This is a genomic window from Paracoccus sp. TD-10 (genome assembly GCF_048270675.1).
Taxonomy (GTDB): domain Bacteria; phylum Pseudomonadota; class Alphaproteobacteria; order Rhodobacterales; family Rhodobacteraceae; genus Paracoccus; species Paracoccus pantotrophus.
The window spans coordinates 1,482,727-1,498,641 of the sequence record NZ_CP182418.1 but is presented as its reverse complement, the minus strand read 5'-3'; the positions used below and the strand labels follow the sequence as shown (position 1 = coordinate 1,498,641).

Sequence of the window (15,915 nt, the reverse complement as noted above, 5' to 3'; positions counted from 1 at the left end):
TTAATTAAGTAAAAACAGTTATATAAATGCGAGCATCATGAGGCCGTGATCTTCTGGGGATTTTTTATTGACAAAATTGATGGCCTGTCCGATGGTTCGGCAACCGTGCTGGAGGGGTGTCGGCGCGGGTTTTCGGAGGGGGCATGGCCTGGACGGTTGCACGAGGCGGGACAGCGATGCTGGCGGTCGGGCTGGCGGCGATGGGTGCCGCGCTTTCTGCCGTCGATGCCGCCATCGTGCGGCAGCTGGACGGCGGCGTTCATCCGATGATGATTGCCTTCACCCGCGCCCTGTTCGGCGCGCTGGCGGTTCTGCCGATGGCGGTGATGCGGCCCTCGGTGCTGGAATCGGCCTATCCGCTGCGCCAGCATCTGATCCGTGCGGCGCTGAAGCTGGTCGCACTGGTCGCATTCTTTGCCGCCTTCGCGCAGGGACCGCTGACGGATGTGACGGCCATCGCCTTCACCTCGCCGATCTTCGTGGTGCTTGGCGCATCGCTGATGCTGGGCGAAAGGCTGGGCGGGTTGAAGATCCTGGCCGTCGCCACCGGCTTTTGCGGGGCGTTCCTGGTGGCCGGACCGGCCGGTGCCGGCCTGACGCCGGCGATCGGCTTCGCGCTGATCGGGGCCGTGGTGCAGGCGGTGATCCAGCTGATGCTGAAAAGCATGTCCTCGGGCGACCGGACGGCGACGCTGGTGATCTGGAACCTGCTGCTGACCGTCCCGCTGGCCTTCCTGCTGGCGCTGCCATTCCTGACCATGCCGAGCGCCGGACAGCTGGGCCTGCTGGCATTGCAAGGCGTTCTGGGCGCAGGCTGCATGGCGCTGATGACCCATGCCTTCAGCCTGGCCGATGCGTCCATCGTCGCGCCGGTCGATTTCCTGCGGCTGCCGCTGGTCGCCGTGCTGGGCTATCTGCTGTTTTCGGAAGTGGCGAAGCCCTCGGTCTGGATCGGCGGCGTGCTGATCTGCCTTGCGGCCCTGATCGCGTCCCGCGCCTCGCGCCGCGCAAGAGCCGTCGAATGAATTGATCCGATATCCACGGGAGGAACGAATGATCAAAAGATCCTTGATATGGGGGACGCTTGCCGTCGCGACGATGCTGACCCCGGCTTTCGCGCAGGACAGCACCGTCCGCATCGTGCTGAACGAGGAGGTGGACCTGCTGGAGCCCTGCATGTCCACGCGCTCGAATATCGGGCGGGTGACGCTTCAGAACATCAACGAGACGCTGGCCTTCCTGGACCTGCGCGAGGGCGGTGGGTTGCAGCCGAAGCTGGCCGAAAGCTGGGAACAGCTGGAGGACGGTTCCTGGCGCTTCCACCTGCGGCAGGGCGTGACCTTTTCCGATGGGACGGGTTTCGACGCGCGTGACGTGAAGCATTCCTTCGACCGGGCGATGGACCCCTCGATCACCTGCGAGGTGCCGCGCTATTTCGGCGGCATGACCATCGAGGCCGAGGTGGTGGACGACCATACCATCGACTTCAAGGCCGATCCCCAGCAGCCGATCCTGCCCCTGCTGCTGACCCTGATCTCGATCGTGCCCGAGGAAACGCCGATCGAATTCGTGCGCGAGCCCATCGGCACCGGCCCCTATACCCTGACCGAATGGACGCCGGGCCAGCGCATCGTGCTGAGCCAGCGCGACGATTACTGGGGCGAGATGCCCGCGGTGACCGGGGCGACCTATCTGTTCCGGGCCGATCCTGCGGTTCGCGCGGCGATGGTGGCGACGGGCGAGGCCGACATTTCGCCCTCGATCGCGGCGCTGGACGCGACCAATCCGGCGACCGATTTTTCCTATCTGGACAGCGAGACGGTCTATGGCCGGCTGGATCACTCGGTCGCGCCCTTCGACGACCTGCGGGTGCGCAAGGCGCTGAACCTGGCCATCGACCGCGAGGCCTTCATCGGCACGCTGGTCCCCGAGGGCGCGCTGCTGGCCAGCGCCGTCTATCCGCCCCCCACGCTTGGCTGGAACGAGAGCGTCGAGGTCTGGCCCTACGACCCCGAGGAGGCCGCGCGCCTGCTGGAGGAAGCCAAGGCCGACGGCGTCGCCGTCGATACGCCGATCACTCTGATCGGCCGCACCGCGAATTTCCCCAACAACGTGGAAATCCTGGAGGCGGTCCAGCAGATGCTGCAAGAGGCGGGCTTCACCGTCGAGCTGCAATTCTACGAAGTGGCCGAGTTCGAGAAGCTTTACTCCAAGCCTTACCCGGAAGGCCGCGGGCCGATGGTGGTCGTCGCCATGCATGACAACTCGCGCGGCGATCCGTCCTTCTCGATGTATTTCAAATATGCCTCGGACGGGCGGCAGTCGGGGATCAGCGATCCCAAGGTCGACGATCTGATCAACCGCGCGCAGGCCGCGACCGGGGACGAGCGCGAGGCGCTGTGGAAGGAGCTTCACGCCTATCTGCACGACGAGGTGGTGGCCGACCTGCTGCTGTTCCACATGGTCGGCTTCAGCCGCGTGAACGAGCGCCTGGACTGGAAGCCGACGATGGCGACGAATTCGCAGCTTCCGCTGGCGGATATCGCCTTCAAGTGACCTGACAGCCGGGCGGGGGCCATCCCCGCCCAAACGACCGGAGCCTTCGGCCATGATGAGTTTCATACGCAAACGCGCCTTCGCCAGCCTGATCTCGCTGATCCTGCTGGTCGTCGCCGTTTTCTTCCTGTCGCGGCTGACGGGCGATCCGGCGGCGCTCTACCTGCCCTCGGAAGCCTCCGAGGAGATGCGCCGGCAGTTCCGCGAGATACACGGGCTGAACGATCCGCTGCTGGTGCAGTTCGGTCGCTATGTCTGGGACCTGCTGCATCTGGATTTCGGCGATTCCGTGCGCCGCGCGCGCCCGGCCTTCGAGGTGGTCAGCGAGGCCTTCCTGTGGACGCTGCAACTGGCCGTCATCACCATGACGCTGGTGACGGGGGCGGCCATCGTCGTCGGCTCTCTGGCGGCGTTCCGGGTGGGCGGGTTCTTCGACCGCATCGCCTCGCTGACCTCGCTGATCGGGGCCTCGGCGCCGGATTTCTGGGTGGCCATCGTCGCCATCGTGGTCTTTTCCGTGGGGCTGGGCTGGCTGCCGACCTCGGGGACGGGCAGCCTCTGGCACTGGATTCTGCCCATCGGGGTGCTGTTCATCCGCCCCTTCGGGCTGATCGTGCAGGTGGTGCGCGGCTCGATGATCAACGCGCTGTCCTCGGCCTATGTGAAGACCGCGCGGGCCAAGGGCGTGAGGACGCGCCCGATCATCTTCGTCCACGCGCTGCGCAACGCCATGCTGCCGGTCATCACCGTGATCGGCGATCAGGCGGCGGCGCTGCTGAACGGCGCGGTGGTGATCGAGACGATCTTCGGCTTTCCCGGCGTCGGCAAGCTGATGATCGATTCCATCCTGCAACGCGATTTCAACGTCGTGCTGGCGGCGATCATGGTCACCGCCATCGCCATCTTCATCATGAACCTGCTGATCGACCTGGCTTATGCGCTGCTCGATCCGCGCATCCGGTATTGAGCCATGACCAGCATCGACATCATTCCCGACGAGCCGAAGCCGCTGGTCCGTTTCGCCCGCATGCTCTGGGCCGACAAGTTCGCGCTGGCGGCGGTGCTGTTCCTGACGCTGGTGCTGGTCCTCGCGCTGATCGGCCCCTCGTGGCTGGGCGAGGTGGCGCAAAAGCAGAACCTGCGCGGGCGCAACGCGCCGCCCTTCGAGTGGGAACGCGGCTGGCTGTGGATCCTGGGCGCGGATGCGCTTGGCCGCCCGCTGCTGGCGCGGATCATCGTCGCGACCCAGAACACGATGATGGTGGCCGGGGGCGCGGTGTTCTTCTCGGCCCTGATCGGGACGGTGCTGGGGCTGGTCGCGGGCTATGCCGGGCCGCGCACCGGGCAGGTGATCATGCGGCTGGCCGATGTGATCATGTCGTTTCCGTCGCTGCTGCTGGCGGTGGTGGTGCTGTATATCCTGGGGCCGTCGATCCTGAACCTGGTGATCGTGCTGGCGATCACCCGCATCCCGGTCTATCTGCGCACCACCCGCGCCGAGGTGCTGGAGGTGCGCGAGCGGATGTTCGTGCAGGCCGCCAAGGTGATGGGCGCCTCGTCCCGGCGGATCGTCTTCCGCCATATCCTGCCGGTGGTGCTGCCGACGCTGATGACCATCGCCACGCTGGATTTCGCCTTCGTTATGCTGGCGGAAAGCTCTCTGTCCTTCCTCGGCATCGGCATCCAGCCGCCGGAAATCACCTGGGGGCTGATGATCAGCCAGGGGCGGCAATATCTGACGACCGCGTGGTGGCTGTCCTTCTGGCCGGGCCTTGCGATCATCCTGACCACGCTGTCGTTGAACCTGCTGTCGGGCTGGATGCGCATCGCGCTGGACCCGACCCAACGCTGGCGGCTTGAAATGAGGGGGCGCAGGAATGGCTGAGCCGATGTTGCAGGTGAAAGACCTGTCGGTCGAGTTTCACACGGCGGCCGGCACCGTCCGCGCGGTCAGGAATGTCAGCTTCGATCTGGACCGGGGCGAGACGCTGGCGATCCTGGGCGAAAGCGGCTCGGGCAAGTCCGTGTCGTCCTCGGCGATCATGGACCTGATCGACATGCCGCCGGGCAGGATCACCAGCGGCCAGATCATCTTCGAGGGCCGCGACCTGCTGAAGCTGAGCGCCTCGGAACGCCGCAAGGTCAACGGCCACAAGATCGCGATGATCTTCCAGGACCCGCTGAGCCATCTGAACCCGGTCTATACCGTCGGCTGGCAGATCGTCGAGACGATGACCACCCACGGCATGGCCCGGTCGAAGGCGCGGGCCGAGGCCTTGCAGCTGTTGGGCCGCGTCGGCATCCCGGACCCCGAGGGCTCGATGGGGAAATATCCGCATCAGTTCTCGGGCGGGCAGCGCCAGCGGCTGATGATCGCGATGGCCTTGGCGCTGAAGCCCGACCTGCTGATCGCGGACGAGCCCACCACCGCGCTGGACGTGACCGTTCAGGCCGAGGTCCTGGCCCTGTTGGAGGAATTGCAGCAGGAAACCGGCATGGGCGTGCTGATCATCACCCACGACCTTGGCGTCGTGGCCGAGATCGCCGACCGCGTCGTGGTGATGAATGCGGGCGAGGTGGTCGAGACCGGCGACACGCGGCAGGTCTATCGCAACCCCGCCCATCCCTATACCCGCAAGCTGATCGGTGCGGCGCCTGGCAAGGGCGCGATGCACGACCCGCTGCCGCCCGCCGAGCCGGTGCTGTCGGTGCGCAATGCGCGCAAGGTCTATGGCGATTTCGCCGCCGTCGAGGATGTCTCCTTCGACCTGATGGCGGGCGAGACCCTGGCCATCGTCGGCGAAAGCGGCTCGGGCAAATCGACCGTGGCCAAGATGCTGCTGCGGCTGGAGGAGCCAACTGGCGGCCAGGCCCTGTGGAAGGGCCAGGACCTGTTTTCCATGCCGGAACGCCAGCTGTTCGCGCTGCGCCGCGACTTGCAGATGGTGTTCCAGGACCCGACGCAAAGCCTCAACCCGCGCATGACCGTCTGGCAGCTGATCACCGAGGGCTGGGTCATCCATCCCGGCATCCTGCCCCGGTCGAAATGGAAGGCCCGCGTGGCCGAATTGCTGCATCAGGTCGGGCTGAAGCCCGAGATGGCCGGGCGCTATCCGCACCAGTTCTCGGGCGGGCAGCGCCAGCGCATCGCCATCGCCCGCGCGTTGGCGCTGGAGCCGGAACTGATCATCTGCGACGAGGCGGTCTCGGCGCTGGACGTGTCGGTCCAGGCGCAGGTGATCGAGCTGCTGGACGGGCTGCGCAAGTCCCTGGGCATCGCCTTCATCTTCATTGCCCATGACCTGCCGGTGGTGCGCGACTTCGCCGATCACGTCATGGTGATGCAGAAGGGCAGGGTGGTCGAGGCAGGCACCGTGCGCCAGATCTTCGACAACCCGCGCCAACCCTATACGCAGGCGCTGCTGGCGGCGGGACTGGACCCCGACCCGGATGTGCAGGCCGAACGCCGGGCCGCGCGCCTGGCGATGGCGGCAGGCTGAAAGGTCGCGCGGAACGGCTTACTCGGGCCGTTTGACCTGATCGGCATCGTCCCGATGCCCAGTGCGGATATGCTACGCGGCAAGTTTTGGCACCTGCTGTTCGACCAATCGCAAGTATCGTTGGTTGCATGCCCTGGAGCGGAACCTACGCCAGAATACGCTAAACTACGATAAGCCCCGTTGTCAGGGGATGAACCGTGCCAAGTTTGTGGTGAGGGTCAAAGATAGGCGGGATCGCTGAAGCGCCGCCCTTGGCGTCATTCCGATACCACGTCCGTCCCGGTTGAAAGCAGCCGGGCAAAATGCAATGTGGGAAGGGTCCGCCTGAAAAAGGCCTGCTCATGCCCGATTCCAAATCCAGGACGCTACTGGCCGATCAGCATTTCTTTCTGTCGCCTCAGTTGAGCGAAGGCCAGAGTTCGGACGACGATATCGATCTGAACATCATCGCCAGCACCTATCGCTCGATCATCGATGAGCATGCTTTCGATGAGATGGTGGCGAGTTGGGAAGCCAAGCTCGCATCGTCCGGCGGAGATGCCGAGCATCCCAAAGTCTCCAAGGGGCTGTTCAGCCAGTTGCTGACCTTCCGCAACACCTTGGAAAAGCTGGACGTCCCGACCGAGAACGACCCGCTGAAACTGGCGGTTTCCGAAGTGCCGGGACCGGCGACTGTGCTGTCTCCAAACGGCAATGTCGCGGTCATCAACATTGCGGGCGAACGCGCGTTCGGCAAGCGCCAGGGCGCGTTCATGGACGCTGCAGTCATCGCGCCGAATTCTCTGGAGGACTATCGTGCCCTGTTGCGTGCCGCCACCGGTCAGGGCAACGCGGCGCAAGCAATCCTGACGATCCTGCCGGCCACCGAGGGCTATGGCGAATCCTTCCTGGCCGAGGGCTACCTGATCCGCGTGCCGGGCCAGAGCGGCGCCCATATCGCCATCCGTTCCCTGGAAATCGCCTGGGGGCCGCGGATCGCCGAGCGCTTGCAACAGGCCTTCGGCCTGACGCAGGCCGAATCCGAGGTCGCGCATCTGTTCTTTCGTCTGCGCAACCTCGAATCGATCGCGATAGAGCGAGGCGTGTCGCTGCTGACGGTGCGCACCCAGATCAAGACGATCATGGCCAAGATGGGCGCCCCCTCGAATATCGACCTGATGCGCCTGCTGGCCATGATCGCCAGCCGTGAACATGTCGGGCTTCGGGGCGAAGCCCCTGTCTGGCACGATCCCCTGGGCCGCGAAAAGCTGATCGAGATGCCCGATGGCCGCAAGATCGCCTGGACCTGGATGGGCGCGAAGCGGGGCATCCCCGTGGTCATGCTGCGGGGATTGCCGATGACCTATCTGCTGCCGGGCGATGGAGAGGCCCGGCTGCGCGACGCGGGCATCTGCCTCTATGTTCCGTCGCGACCCGGTCACGGGAACAGCACCATGGACTCCTCGCTTGATGTGATGAGCGACAATCTTGTCGCATTGCGGGTCTTTCTCGACCAGGTCATCGGCCACCCTTGCCTTGGCGTCGGATTGGCCAGCGGCACCTTGCCTCTGGTCGTCGAAGCGGTGGCAAATCCCACGCGCTTCCACGGGATACTGGCAGTCGGTTTCTCGTCCGGGATCGACCCTTCGGGAGTCCAGCGCTTGCCGCAGATTCAACGCATCATGCTGCAACTCGCAGACAGTGCGCCATGGGTCGCCGAACTGATGGCCAAATCGGGACACCGGATGATGCGCCAGCACGGCCTGGACTGGTATCTGGAACGCGCCTTCCGCCATACGCCGCTGAACCAGCAAACGGTGCGCAACCCCGATTGGACGGCATTGATCCGGAACGCCTGTGAACATCTGCTGAAACAGGGCCACGCGACCTTTGTTCGGGAGTTGCAGCTTTCACGCCACCGCATGGACACCGCGCTGCGCGAGTTGCTCATACCCATGCGATATCTGGCGCCCACCGAAGATCCCGGCATCGATCTGGCTGCGTGCAGGCAGTTGGAAAGGATCAATCCCCTGATCACCGTCGAGCCCGTCACCGATGCGGCCGAGTTGGTTTTTTATCAGCGCAATGACCTCATTCTGGATCGCATCATCGCCGCGGCACACCGAAACTGAGCTGCATACACCATTCGGCGTATGACAACGCGGTTCGCCATCCTCTAGAGCGACCGCGCAGGGCGCACGGTTGGTGCGTAATAAATTGTTCAGCTTGGATATTGAGCGCCAGACCGATCTTTGGGCTGACGGCTTTGCAATGCAAGGAGGGATTGATGAGCGACGCAACCATCATGCGGCCGCCCCGCCGGGCCCCGGAATACGTGGCCAATCCAGACATGGCAGCCTTCACCATCGGGCAGATCGCCCTTGTTAGGTTGAGGGAAGATGGCGTGCTTTCCGTCGAGACGCTACACAGGCATCTGGCAAGGATCGCCTCTGGGCAAGGTGACGCTGTCGCTGCGCGGGTAACCGCCGATATGGCCCTCGGGGCGCTTCGTTACATCGAAAACTCCCTGAGGAATCAGGCTGCCTGAACAAGCCGGCAGCACCGGGTTTTCGGGCCATTTTCTCCGTCTTAGTTTTTGGAATATCGTCACTTCTTCCCATCGGCAGGGAATGCGGTTTGCAATGCATCATTCTGAGCCATGTTTCGACCCGCTTAGGGTCAGGATTCATAACCAATAGATGACGAGAGCCGCGAGGGCGATGGCTGAGAGGAAGACCTTGGGGCATCGGTCATAGCGGGTCGCGACGCGCCTCCAGTCCTTGAGCCTGCCGAACATGATCTCGATGCGGTTACGCCGCTTGTATCTCCGCTTATCGTATTTGATCGGCGTCTTGCGTTTCTTCCGGCCTGGGATGCAGGCACGTATCCCCTTGTCCTGCAACGCTTCTCTGAACCAGTCAGCGTCATAGCCACGATCCCCGAGTAGCCATTTGACGTTTGGCAGGCCACTCAGCAGGGCCCGAGCGCCGATATAATCGCTGACCTGTCCAGCGGTGACGAACAGGTCGATCGGTCGCCCCTGACTGTCGCAGATGGCGTGCAGCTTGGTGTTCATACCGCCTTTGGTTCGACCGATCAGGCGACCACGCCCCCCTTTTTGGCGGCCATGCTGGTCGCCGTTCGATGGGCCTTGAGGTATGTTGCGTCGATCATCACGGTCGTTTTCTCGCCGTGTTCCGCCGCCAGCCCGGCCATCATCCGCGCGAAGATGCCCTTTTCGCTCCAACGCTTCCACCGGCTGTAGAGCGTCTTATGTGGGCCATACGCGGCGGGCGCATCGCGCCAACGCAAGCCATTGCGATTGATGAAAATAATCCCGCTCAGCACCCGTCTGTCTTCAACCCGGGGCTTCCCGTGCGACCTGGGAAAGAAGGGAGCCAGGCGCGCCATCTGCGCGTCGGTCAGCCAGAAGAGATCGCTCATGTCACCGCTCCGTTTTCGGAGGCGTGAATCACGCAGCGCAACAGAAATCAATGCATCCTGACCCTAGCCCGTGTCTGAAGGCTGGGCAATTCCAATGGCTTTCGGACCGCCTGCTCTCCGGCCTTGCCGCTCCCGCGACGTCTCGGCCCCCGGCTCCCGGTTTTTTGGGGGGCGGTTTTCGCGGGCCTGGCTGGCGGCGGTGGCGGGCGGATCTGTTCTTCCGGTGCCGGCGCCGTCTTGATATGGGGCCGATTCCCGCCTAGCACCCGGCCGGAGCAGAAAGGCGGAACATGTCTGACAAGGATTTCGAGCCGCGGCACCTGGAGACGCTGGACCGCGATCTCGGCCGCTTCGCGCATATCGAGGCGGCCACGGCCTATATCGCCCGGCCGCTGGTGGCGCCGGGGATCGGCCTGGTCTTCGTCATCCTGGCCGGGCTGGCCGCGGCGGTGCTGCTGGGGCAGAGCGGCGAGACGCTGATCGTGGTCACGGCGGCGGTGTTCGGCGCCTATATGGCGCTCAATATCGGCGCCAATGACGTGGCCAACAACATGGGCCCGGCGGTGGGGGCCAATGCGCTCAGCATGGGCGGGGCCATCGTGATCGCGGCGGTCTTCGAAAGCGCCGGCGCGCTGATCGCCGGGGCCGACGTGGTCTCGACCGTGGCCAAGGGCATCGTCGCGCCCGAGGCGCTGGACACGTCCGCGACCTTCGTCTGGGCGATGATGGCGGCGCTGCTGGCCTCGGCGCTGTGGGTGAACCTGGCGACCTGGATCGGGGCGCCGGTCTCGACCACGCATGCCGTGGTGGGCGGGGTCATGGGCGCGGGCATGGCCGGGGCCGGCCTCGGCGCGGTCAGCTGGGAGCAGATGGCGGCGATCGCGGCCAGCTGGGTGGTCTCGCCGCTGCTGGGCGGCGTGGTGGCGGCGGGCTTTCTGTGGTTCATCAAGAGCCGCATCATCTATCGCGAGGACAAGATCGCGGCGGCCCGGATCTGGGTGCCGGTTCTGGTCGGCATCATGGCGGGCACCTTTGCCGCCTATCTGGTGATGAAGGGGCTCAGGCAGCTGGTCGATATCTCGATGGGGGCGGCGCTGCTTCTGGGCCTTCTGGTGGGGCTGGGCTGCTGGCTGGCGATGATCCCGGTGACGCGGCGGCAGTCCGCGGGGCTGGAGAACCGCAACAAGTCGCTGAAGGTGCTGTTCGGCATCCCGCTGGTCGCCTCGGCGGCGCTGCTGAGCTTTGCGCATGGCGCCAATGACGTGGCCAATGCGGTCGGCCCGCTGGCGGCCATCGTGCAGGCGGTGCAGACCGGCGATTTCAGCGGCGAGGTGACCATTCCGCTGTGGGTGATGCTGATCGGCGCCTTCGGGATCAGCTTCGGGCTGAGCCTGTTCGGGCCCAGGCTGATCCGCATGGTCGGCAGCGAGATCACCCGGCTCAACCCGATGCGGGCCTATTGCGTGGCGCTGTCGGCGGCGATCACGGTCATCCTGGCCAGCGCGCTGGGGCTGCCGGTCAGCTCGACCCATATCGCGGTGGGCGCGATCTTCGGCGTGGGCTTTTTCCGCGAATGGGATGCCGAGCGGCGGCTGAGGCAGGCCCGCATGGCCGTTCCCCGGCCCGCCGACCTGCCCGCCGCCGATCTGCCCCCCGCCGACCTGCCCCCCGACGAGCGCCGGCGCCGCAAGCTGGTGCGCCGGCTGCACGTGCTGACCATCGCCGCCGCCTGGGTCGTCACCGTCCCCGCCGCGGCAATGCTCTCGGCCATCCTCTTCCTCGTCCTGCGCCAGATCGCAGCCTGATACCCCCGACAACAAAGACCAATCAGCAGAAGAACAGAAAGGGGCAGCGCAGGGAAAGGCGGTCCGCGCAGGGCCGGCCGGCGGTCCGGTCGGCCCCGGGTTTCGGCCCGGCGATGCGTCAGGACCGCTCGCTTGCCTTCCATTCCTCCCAGCTGGGCTGGCCCTTCATGAAAGCCTCGATCTGCTGGCGGTTGGCCTCCAGCCGGGGATCGTGGCGCAGGTAGAACCGGGTCTCGCGCGCGATCAGGCCCGACAGGATCAGCAGGCCGATCAGGTTCGGAATCGCCATGAGCCCGTTCATCACGTCCGAGAAGTTCCAGACCACGCCCAGCTGCACCGTGCAGCCCAGCAGCACAACCAGCGAGAACAGGATGCGGAAGGGCAGGACGCCGCGATGGCCGACCAGCCGTTCCAGGTTGCGCTCGCCGTAATAGGCCCAGCCCAGGATGGTCGAATAGGCGAACAGCACCAGCCCGACGGTGACGATCCAGTGCCCCCATTGCCCCGGCAACCCGTGGCTGAAGGCCTCTGCCGTCATGATCGAGGCCGAGATCTGCGACCCGGTCTGCGGATCGACCTGCTTCCAGACGCCGGTGGTGATGATGACGAGCCCGGTGCAGGACACCACGATGATCGTGTCGATGAAGGTCTGGGTCATCGATACCAGCCCCTGCCGCACCGGATGCGTGGTCTGCGCCGAAGCCGCGGCGATGGCGGCCGAGCCCATGCCGGATTCGTTCGAGAAGATGCCGCGCGCGACGCCGAACTGCACCGCGATCATGATCGTCGAGCCCAGGAAGCCGCCGGTCGCGGCCGTGCCGGTGAAGGCCTGCGAAAAGATCTCGGCCAGGGCGGCGGGCAGCGCCTGGATGTTGACCAGCAGGATGTAGAGCGCGCCCAGCACGTAGAACAGGATCATCGCCGGCACCAGACCGGCGGTCACGCGGCCGATGGACTTGATGCCGCCGACCAGCACCACCAGCGTCAGGCCGGCCAGCACGATGCCGGTGATCCAGGTCGGGATCAGGAAGCTGCGCTCGAGGTTCGAGGCGATCGAATTGCCTTGGGTCATGTTGCCGATGCCGAAACAGGCGCAGACGGCAAAGATGGCAAAGCACAGCGCCAGAGCCCTGCCGAAGCCGTTCGGGATGCCGCGCTCGAGGTAGTATTGCGGGCCGCCGTTCTTCTCGCCGACCTCGTCGGTGGTGCGGAAGCGCACGCCCAGGAAGGCCTCGGCATATTTCGAGGCCATGCCCAGGATCGCCGTGACCCACATCCAGAACAGCGCGCCGGGTCCACCGGCGGCGATGGCCGTCGCCACGCCGACGATATTGCCGGTGCCGACGGTGGCGGCCATGGCGGTGGTCAGCGCCTGGAATTGCGAGATGTCGCCTTCGGCGTCGTCATCCTTGCGCTTCAGCAAGCCCAGGCGCAGGGCTGCGCCCAGCCGGACAAGCTGGATGCCCCGCAGGCGGATCGTCAGGTAAAGCCCGGTGCCCAGCAGCAGGGGGATAAGCAGATACGGCCCCCAGACGATCCCGCCGATCCTTCCCAAGACTTCTTCTATCCGTTCGAGTCCCATCAATCCCGTCTCTTGTTGTTGCAATGGCCCGCAAACGGCGGGGCCGGGCGCGAAATGTCAAGCCCGGCGACCGCAAGACGGTCCGCGGCAGGCGACCCCGAGCGGAGGCCCGCGCAAGAGGATACATCCCGCGGAACTGGCACTCCGCCCGAGGGCCGAGGCGAAAGCCCCCGCGCGTGCCGGTCGGGGATGGCAGGGCGCGGGAGGGCGCGCTTCGAAGACATTGCCGAAGGAAACCCGGCGCATGGCATGGTCCGGTGGCAAGCAAGGCCTGGGGCGGGGCGAGGGCCTTGGTGGTCTCCCTTCGGCTTGCCAAGCGCGGCGGATGCCGGATACCGCGGCCGGGGGCGTCGGAGGGCGTCGGGGGGGCAAGCATCACGAACCACCGGCGCAGGCAGCACGGGGATGGTCACGCCGGCCCGCCTGGCCACGGGCTGTGGGGGCCGGGAATGAAACATCGCAAGACCGTCCGACGCGGACGCATTCGGACGGTCGGACGGACCGCCTAGGGCGGTGCCGCATGTAGCTGAAATCTAAGGATTTTTGGCTCCGGCGGTAGGGATCGAACCTACGACCAATTGATTAACAGTCAACTGCTCTACCGCTGAGCTACGCCGGAACACGGGGCGGTGTATAGCCTCGCTCTTTGGGGTCGTCCAGAGGGGTTTGCGGATTTTTTTCATCCATCCGAAAAATTCCCGGCCGGCCTAAGCCCGGCCGGGTCAATGCGCGGCAAACACCGAATCCGAGCCGATCAGCCCAGGGGTCGAGACCGCGCCAAGCTCGGACAGCGCGATCAGATGCGCCAGCACGTTGCGCGTCGCCGCGGGAATCATTGCCGGCGGGATGCGGTAGATTCGACGCGCCAGCGCCTCGGCCGTGGCGGGACCGTCGCGCAGCGCGGCAAGGATCTGCATCGTGCGCTCGCGCCGATGCGCGGCAAGCTCGGCCAGGCGCGCGGCGGGATCGCGCACCGCATCGCCATGCGCCGGCAGCAGCAGGCGCGCGCCCGCCGAATCAAGCCGCGCCAGCGAGCGGAAGTAATCCGCCAGATCGCCGTCCGGCGGCGAGATGATGGTCGAGGACCAGCCCATCACCACGTCGCCGCAAAAGATCGTCTCGTCCTGGCGAAAGGCCAGGTGGCCGGCGAAATGGCCGGGCGTGTGCAGCGCGGTCAGGCGCCATTCCTCGGTCTCGACCACCGCGCCGTCGGCCAGGGCGATGTCAGGGACAAAGCCGCGGTCCAGCCCCTCGCCGCCGTCGATGGCGCCTTCGCGCGCCAGCCGCGCCATCACCGCCGAGCGGCCGGCTTCGGCGGGGCCGAAGCCCAGGACCGGCGCGCCGGTCGCCTGGGCCAGGGCGTGGGCGCCGCCGGAATGGTCCAGATGCGCATGGGTGACGAAGATATGGCTGATGCGGCCGGAGCCGGCCGCGGCCAGGATCGCCAGGCGATGCGCGGCCAGGTCCGGGCCGGGGTCGATCACGGCGATCCGCTCGCGTCCCAGCAGGAAGGTGTTGGTGCCCGGCCCGGTAAAGGGCGAGGGATTGTCGGCGGTGATGATCCGCAGGGCTTTCTCGGCGCTTGTCATGGCGATAACCTAGCCATGGCAGGGCCCATATTCCAAGGGCCGGGTGGGACATGAGGCAATGAATTTCGACTGGCTGAAACGGACCATGCCGCGCGGGCTTTACGGACGGGCGGCGCTGATCCTGTTCCTGCCGGTCGTGGTGGTGACCGTCGTCGTCACCATCATGTTCCTGCAGCGCCATTTCGAGGACGTGACCCGGCAGATGACCGCCGGCATGGCGCATGAGGTCGCGCTGGTCGCGGCCCGCATCGACGCGGTCCCCGATATCGCGGCGGCGCGCGATTCGGCGGGCGAGGTCGCGGGGCCTTTGGGGCTGAAGCTGCTCCTGCCCGCCCCACCGGGCGCGGACTGGCGGACCTTCTACGACCTGTCGGGGCGCATCGTCATCGCCGAGCTGCACCGGCAGGTGCCCGCCGTGCGCGCCGTCGACCTGAGTCACCGGCGCGAGGTGCGTGTGACGCTTCAGGGCCGCTGGGGGCATTACCGGCTGGTCTTTCCGCGCAGCCGGGTCAGCGCCTCGAACCCGCATCAGCTGCTGGTGCTGATGGTGGGCACCTCGCTTCTGATGACCGCCATCGCGACGATCTTCCTGCGCAACCAGCTGCGCCCGATCAAGCGGCTGGCGCGCGCGGCCGAGGAATACGGCAAGGGGCGGATCATCCCCTATCGCCCCGCCGGTGCCAGCGAGATCCGCAGCGCCGGCACCGCCTTCCTGGAGATGCGCGCCCGCATCGAGCGCCAGAACGAGCAGCGCAAGCAGATGCTCTCGGGCGTGAGCCACGACCTGCGCACGCCCCTGACCCGGCTGCGGCTGGGCCTGTCGATGCTGAGCCCCGACTATCCGCCCGAGCCCGAGGAGATCGCGGCGCTGGAAAGCGACGTGGCGGCCATGGGCACCATGGTCGATGCCTTCCTGGACCATGCCCGCGACGCGGCGCAGGACGCACCGCCCCAGCCGGTGCCGGCGCTGGATTTCGTGCGTGGCATCGTCGCCGATGCGCAGCGCGGCGGGCAGCGGGTTGTCCTGCATTCGGTGGCCGGCGACGAGGCAGGCCGCGCCACCTTTCGCCGCGACAGCCTGCGCCGCGCCGTCGAGAACCTGATCGGCAATGCCGTGCGCTATGGCGAGCGTGCCGAGGTCGAGGCGGCGCTGGGGCCGAGCTATTTCCGCATCTCGGTCGAGGATGACGGGCCCGGCATCCCGCCCGAGCGGCGCGAGGAGGCGCTGAAGCCCTTTACCCGGCTCGATCCCGCCCGCAACCAGAATCGCGGCCAGGGCGTGGGGCTGGGCCTGTCCATCGCCGCCGACATCGCCCGCGCCCATGGCGGGCAGCTGCGGCTGGGCCGGGGCGAGCGGCTGGGCGGCCTGCGGGCCGAGATCGTGATTCCGCGCTGACCGGCGCGGTTGCGGCAAGGGACGTCGCGGGCTAAGGCTGTCGCAAGGACATAAGACAGAAGGG

At 66.1% G+C, this 15,915-nt stretch carries 12 protein-coding genes and 1 tRNA gene; 9 read left to right on the top strand and 4 right to left on the bottom strand.

What is annotated here, in order from left to right:
• Positions 1-143 precede the first annotated feature (143 nt).
• The 7 genes from ACNKFW_RS07380 (at position 144) to ACNKFW_RS07350 (ending at position 8,583) form a co-directional block, all read left to right on the top strand.
• Positions 144-1,025: a DMT family transporter gene (locus ACNKFW_RS07380; RefSeq protein WP_230376507.1), complete on the top strand. Its 882-nt coding sequence runs from the start codon at positions 144-146 to the stop codon at positions 1,023-1,025.
• A gap of 28 nt (positions 1,026-1,053) precedes the next feature.
• Complete coding sequence (locus ACNKFW_RS07375; protein ID WP_147427940.1) at positions 1,054-2,556, top strand: ABC transporter substrate-binding protein; 1,503 nt, start codon at positions 1,054-1,056, stop codon at positions 2,554-2,556.
• Positions 2,557-2,608: 52 nt separating this feature from the next.
• Complete coding sequence (locus ACNKFW_RS07370; protein WP_028714573.1) at positions 2,609-3,523, top strand: ABC transporter permease; 915 nt, start codon at positions 2,609-2,611, stop codon at positions 3,521-3,523.
• A gap of 3 nt (positions 3,524-3,526) precedes the next feature.
• The gene (locus tag ACNKFW_RS07365; protein ID WP_028714574.1) at positions 3,527-4,441 is read left to right on the top strand and encodes an ABC transporter permease; all 915 of its coding nucleotides are present in this window, start codon (positions 3,527-3,529) and stop codon (positions 4,439-4,441) included.
• Complete coding sequence (locus ACNKFW_RS07360; RefSeq protein ID WP_147427941.1) at positions 4,434-6,056, top strand: ABC transporter ATP-binding protein; 1,623 nt, start codon at positions 4,434-4,436, stop codon at positions 6,054-6,056. Before ACNKFW_RS07365 ends, ACNKFW_RS07360 begins: the two co-directional genes overlap by 8 nt.
• A gap of 341 nt (positions 6,057-6,397) precedes the next feature.
• Positions 6,398-8,167, top strand: coding sequence for an alpha/beta fold hydrolase (locus ACNKFW_RS07355; protein ID WP_418024103.1), 1,770 nt, complete (start codon positions 6,398-6,400; stop codon positions 8,165-8,167).
• Between the two features lie 155 nt (positions 8,168-8,322).
• Positions 8,323-8,583, top strand: coding sequence for a hypothetical protein (locus ACNKFW_RS07350; RefSeq protein ID WP_036714651.1), 261 nt, complete (start codon positions 8,323-8,325; stop codon positions 8,581-8,583).
• Positions 8,584-8,721: 138 nt separating this feature from the next.
• On the opposite strand, the gene ACNKFW_RS07345 is transcribed toward ACNKFW_RS07350, so the two are convergent.
• Positions 8,722-9,479 (bottom strand): IS5-like element ISPso2 family transposase gene (locus ACNKFW_RS07345; RefSeq protein ID WP_147427942.1). Its coding sequence is split into 2 segments (ribosomal slippage): positions 8,722-9,155 and positions 9,155-9,479, totalling 759 coding nucleotides; the frame shifts between segments, so codons are not numbered across the junction.
• 290 nt (positions 9,480-9,769) lie between these two features.
• Between ACNKFW_RS07345 and ACNKFW_RS07340 the strand changes: the two genes are divergently transcribed.
• Positions 9,770-11,284, top strand: coding sequence for an inorganic phosphate transporter (locus ACNKFW_RS07340; protein ID WP_147428382.1), 1,515 nt, complete (start codon positions 9,770-9,772; stop codon positions 11,282-11,284).
• Between the two features lie 118 nt (positions 11,285-11,402).
• On the opposite strand, the gene ACNKFW_RS07335 is transcribed toward ACNKFW_RS07340, so the two are convergent.
• From ACNKFW_RS07335 to ACNKFW_RS07325, 3 genes are all read right to left on the bottom strand, one after another.
• On the bottom strand, positions 11,403-12,839 hold the full coding sequence (locus tag ACNKFW_RS07335) for an alanine/glycine:cation symporter family protein (protein WP_231486722.1): 1,437 nt from the start codon (positions 12,837-12,839) through the stop codon (positions 11,403-11,405).
• Between the two features lie 571 nt (positions 12,840-13,410).
• Positions 13,411-13,485: transfer RNA gene (locus ACNKFW_RS07330), tRNA-Asn, on the bottom strand.
• Positions 13,486-13,588: 103 nt separating this feature from the next.
• A complete protein-coding gene (locus ACNKFW_RS07325; RefSeq protein WP_147427961.1) occupies positions 13,589-14,455 on the bottom strand; it encodes an MBL fold metallo-hydrolase in 867 nt (288 codons plus the stop codon).
• Between the two features lie 58 nt (positions 14,456-14,513).
• Between ACNKFW_RS07325 and ACNKFW_RS07320 the strand changes: the two genes are divergently transcribed.
• Positions 14,514-15,851: an ATP-binding protein gene (locus ACNKFW_RS07320; protein ID WP_024844368.1), complete on the top strand. Its 1,338-nt coding sequence runs from the start codon at positions 14,514-14,516 to the stop codon at positions 15,849-15,851.
• Positions 15,852-15,915 lie beyond the last annotated feature (64 nt).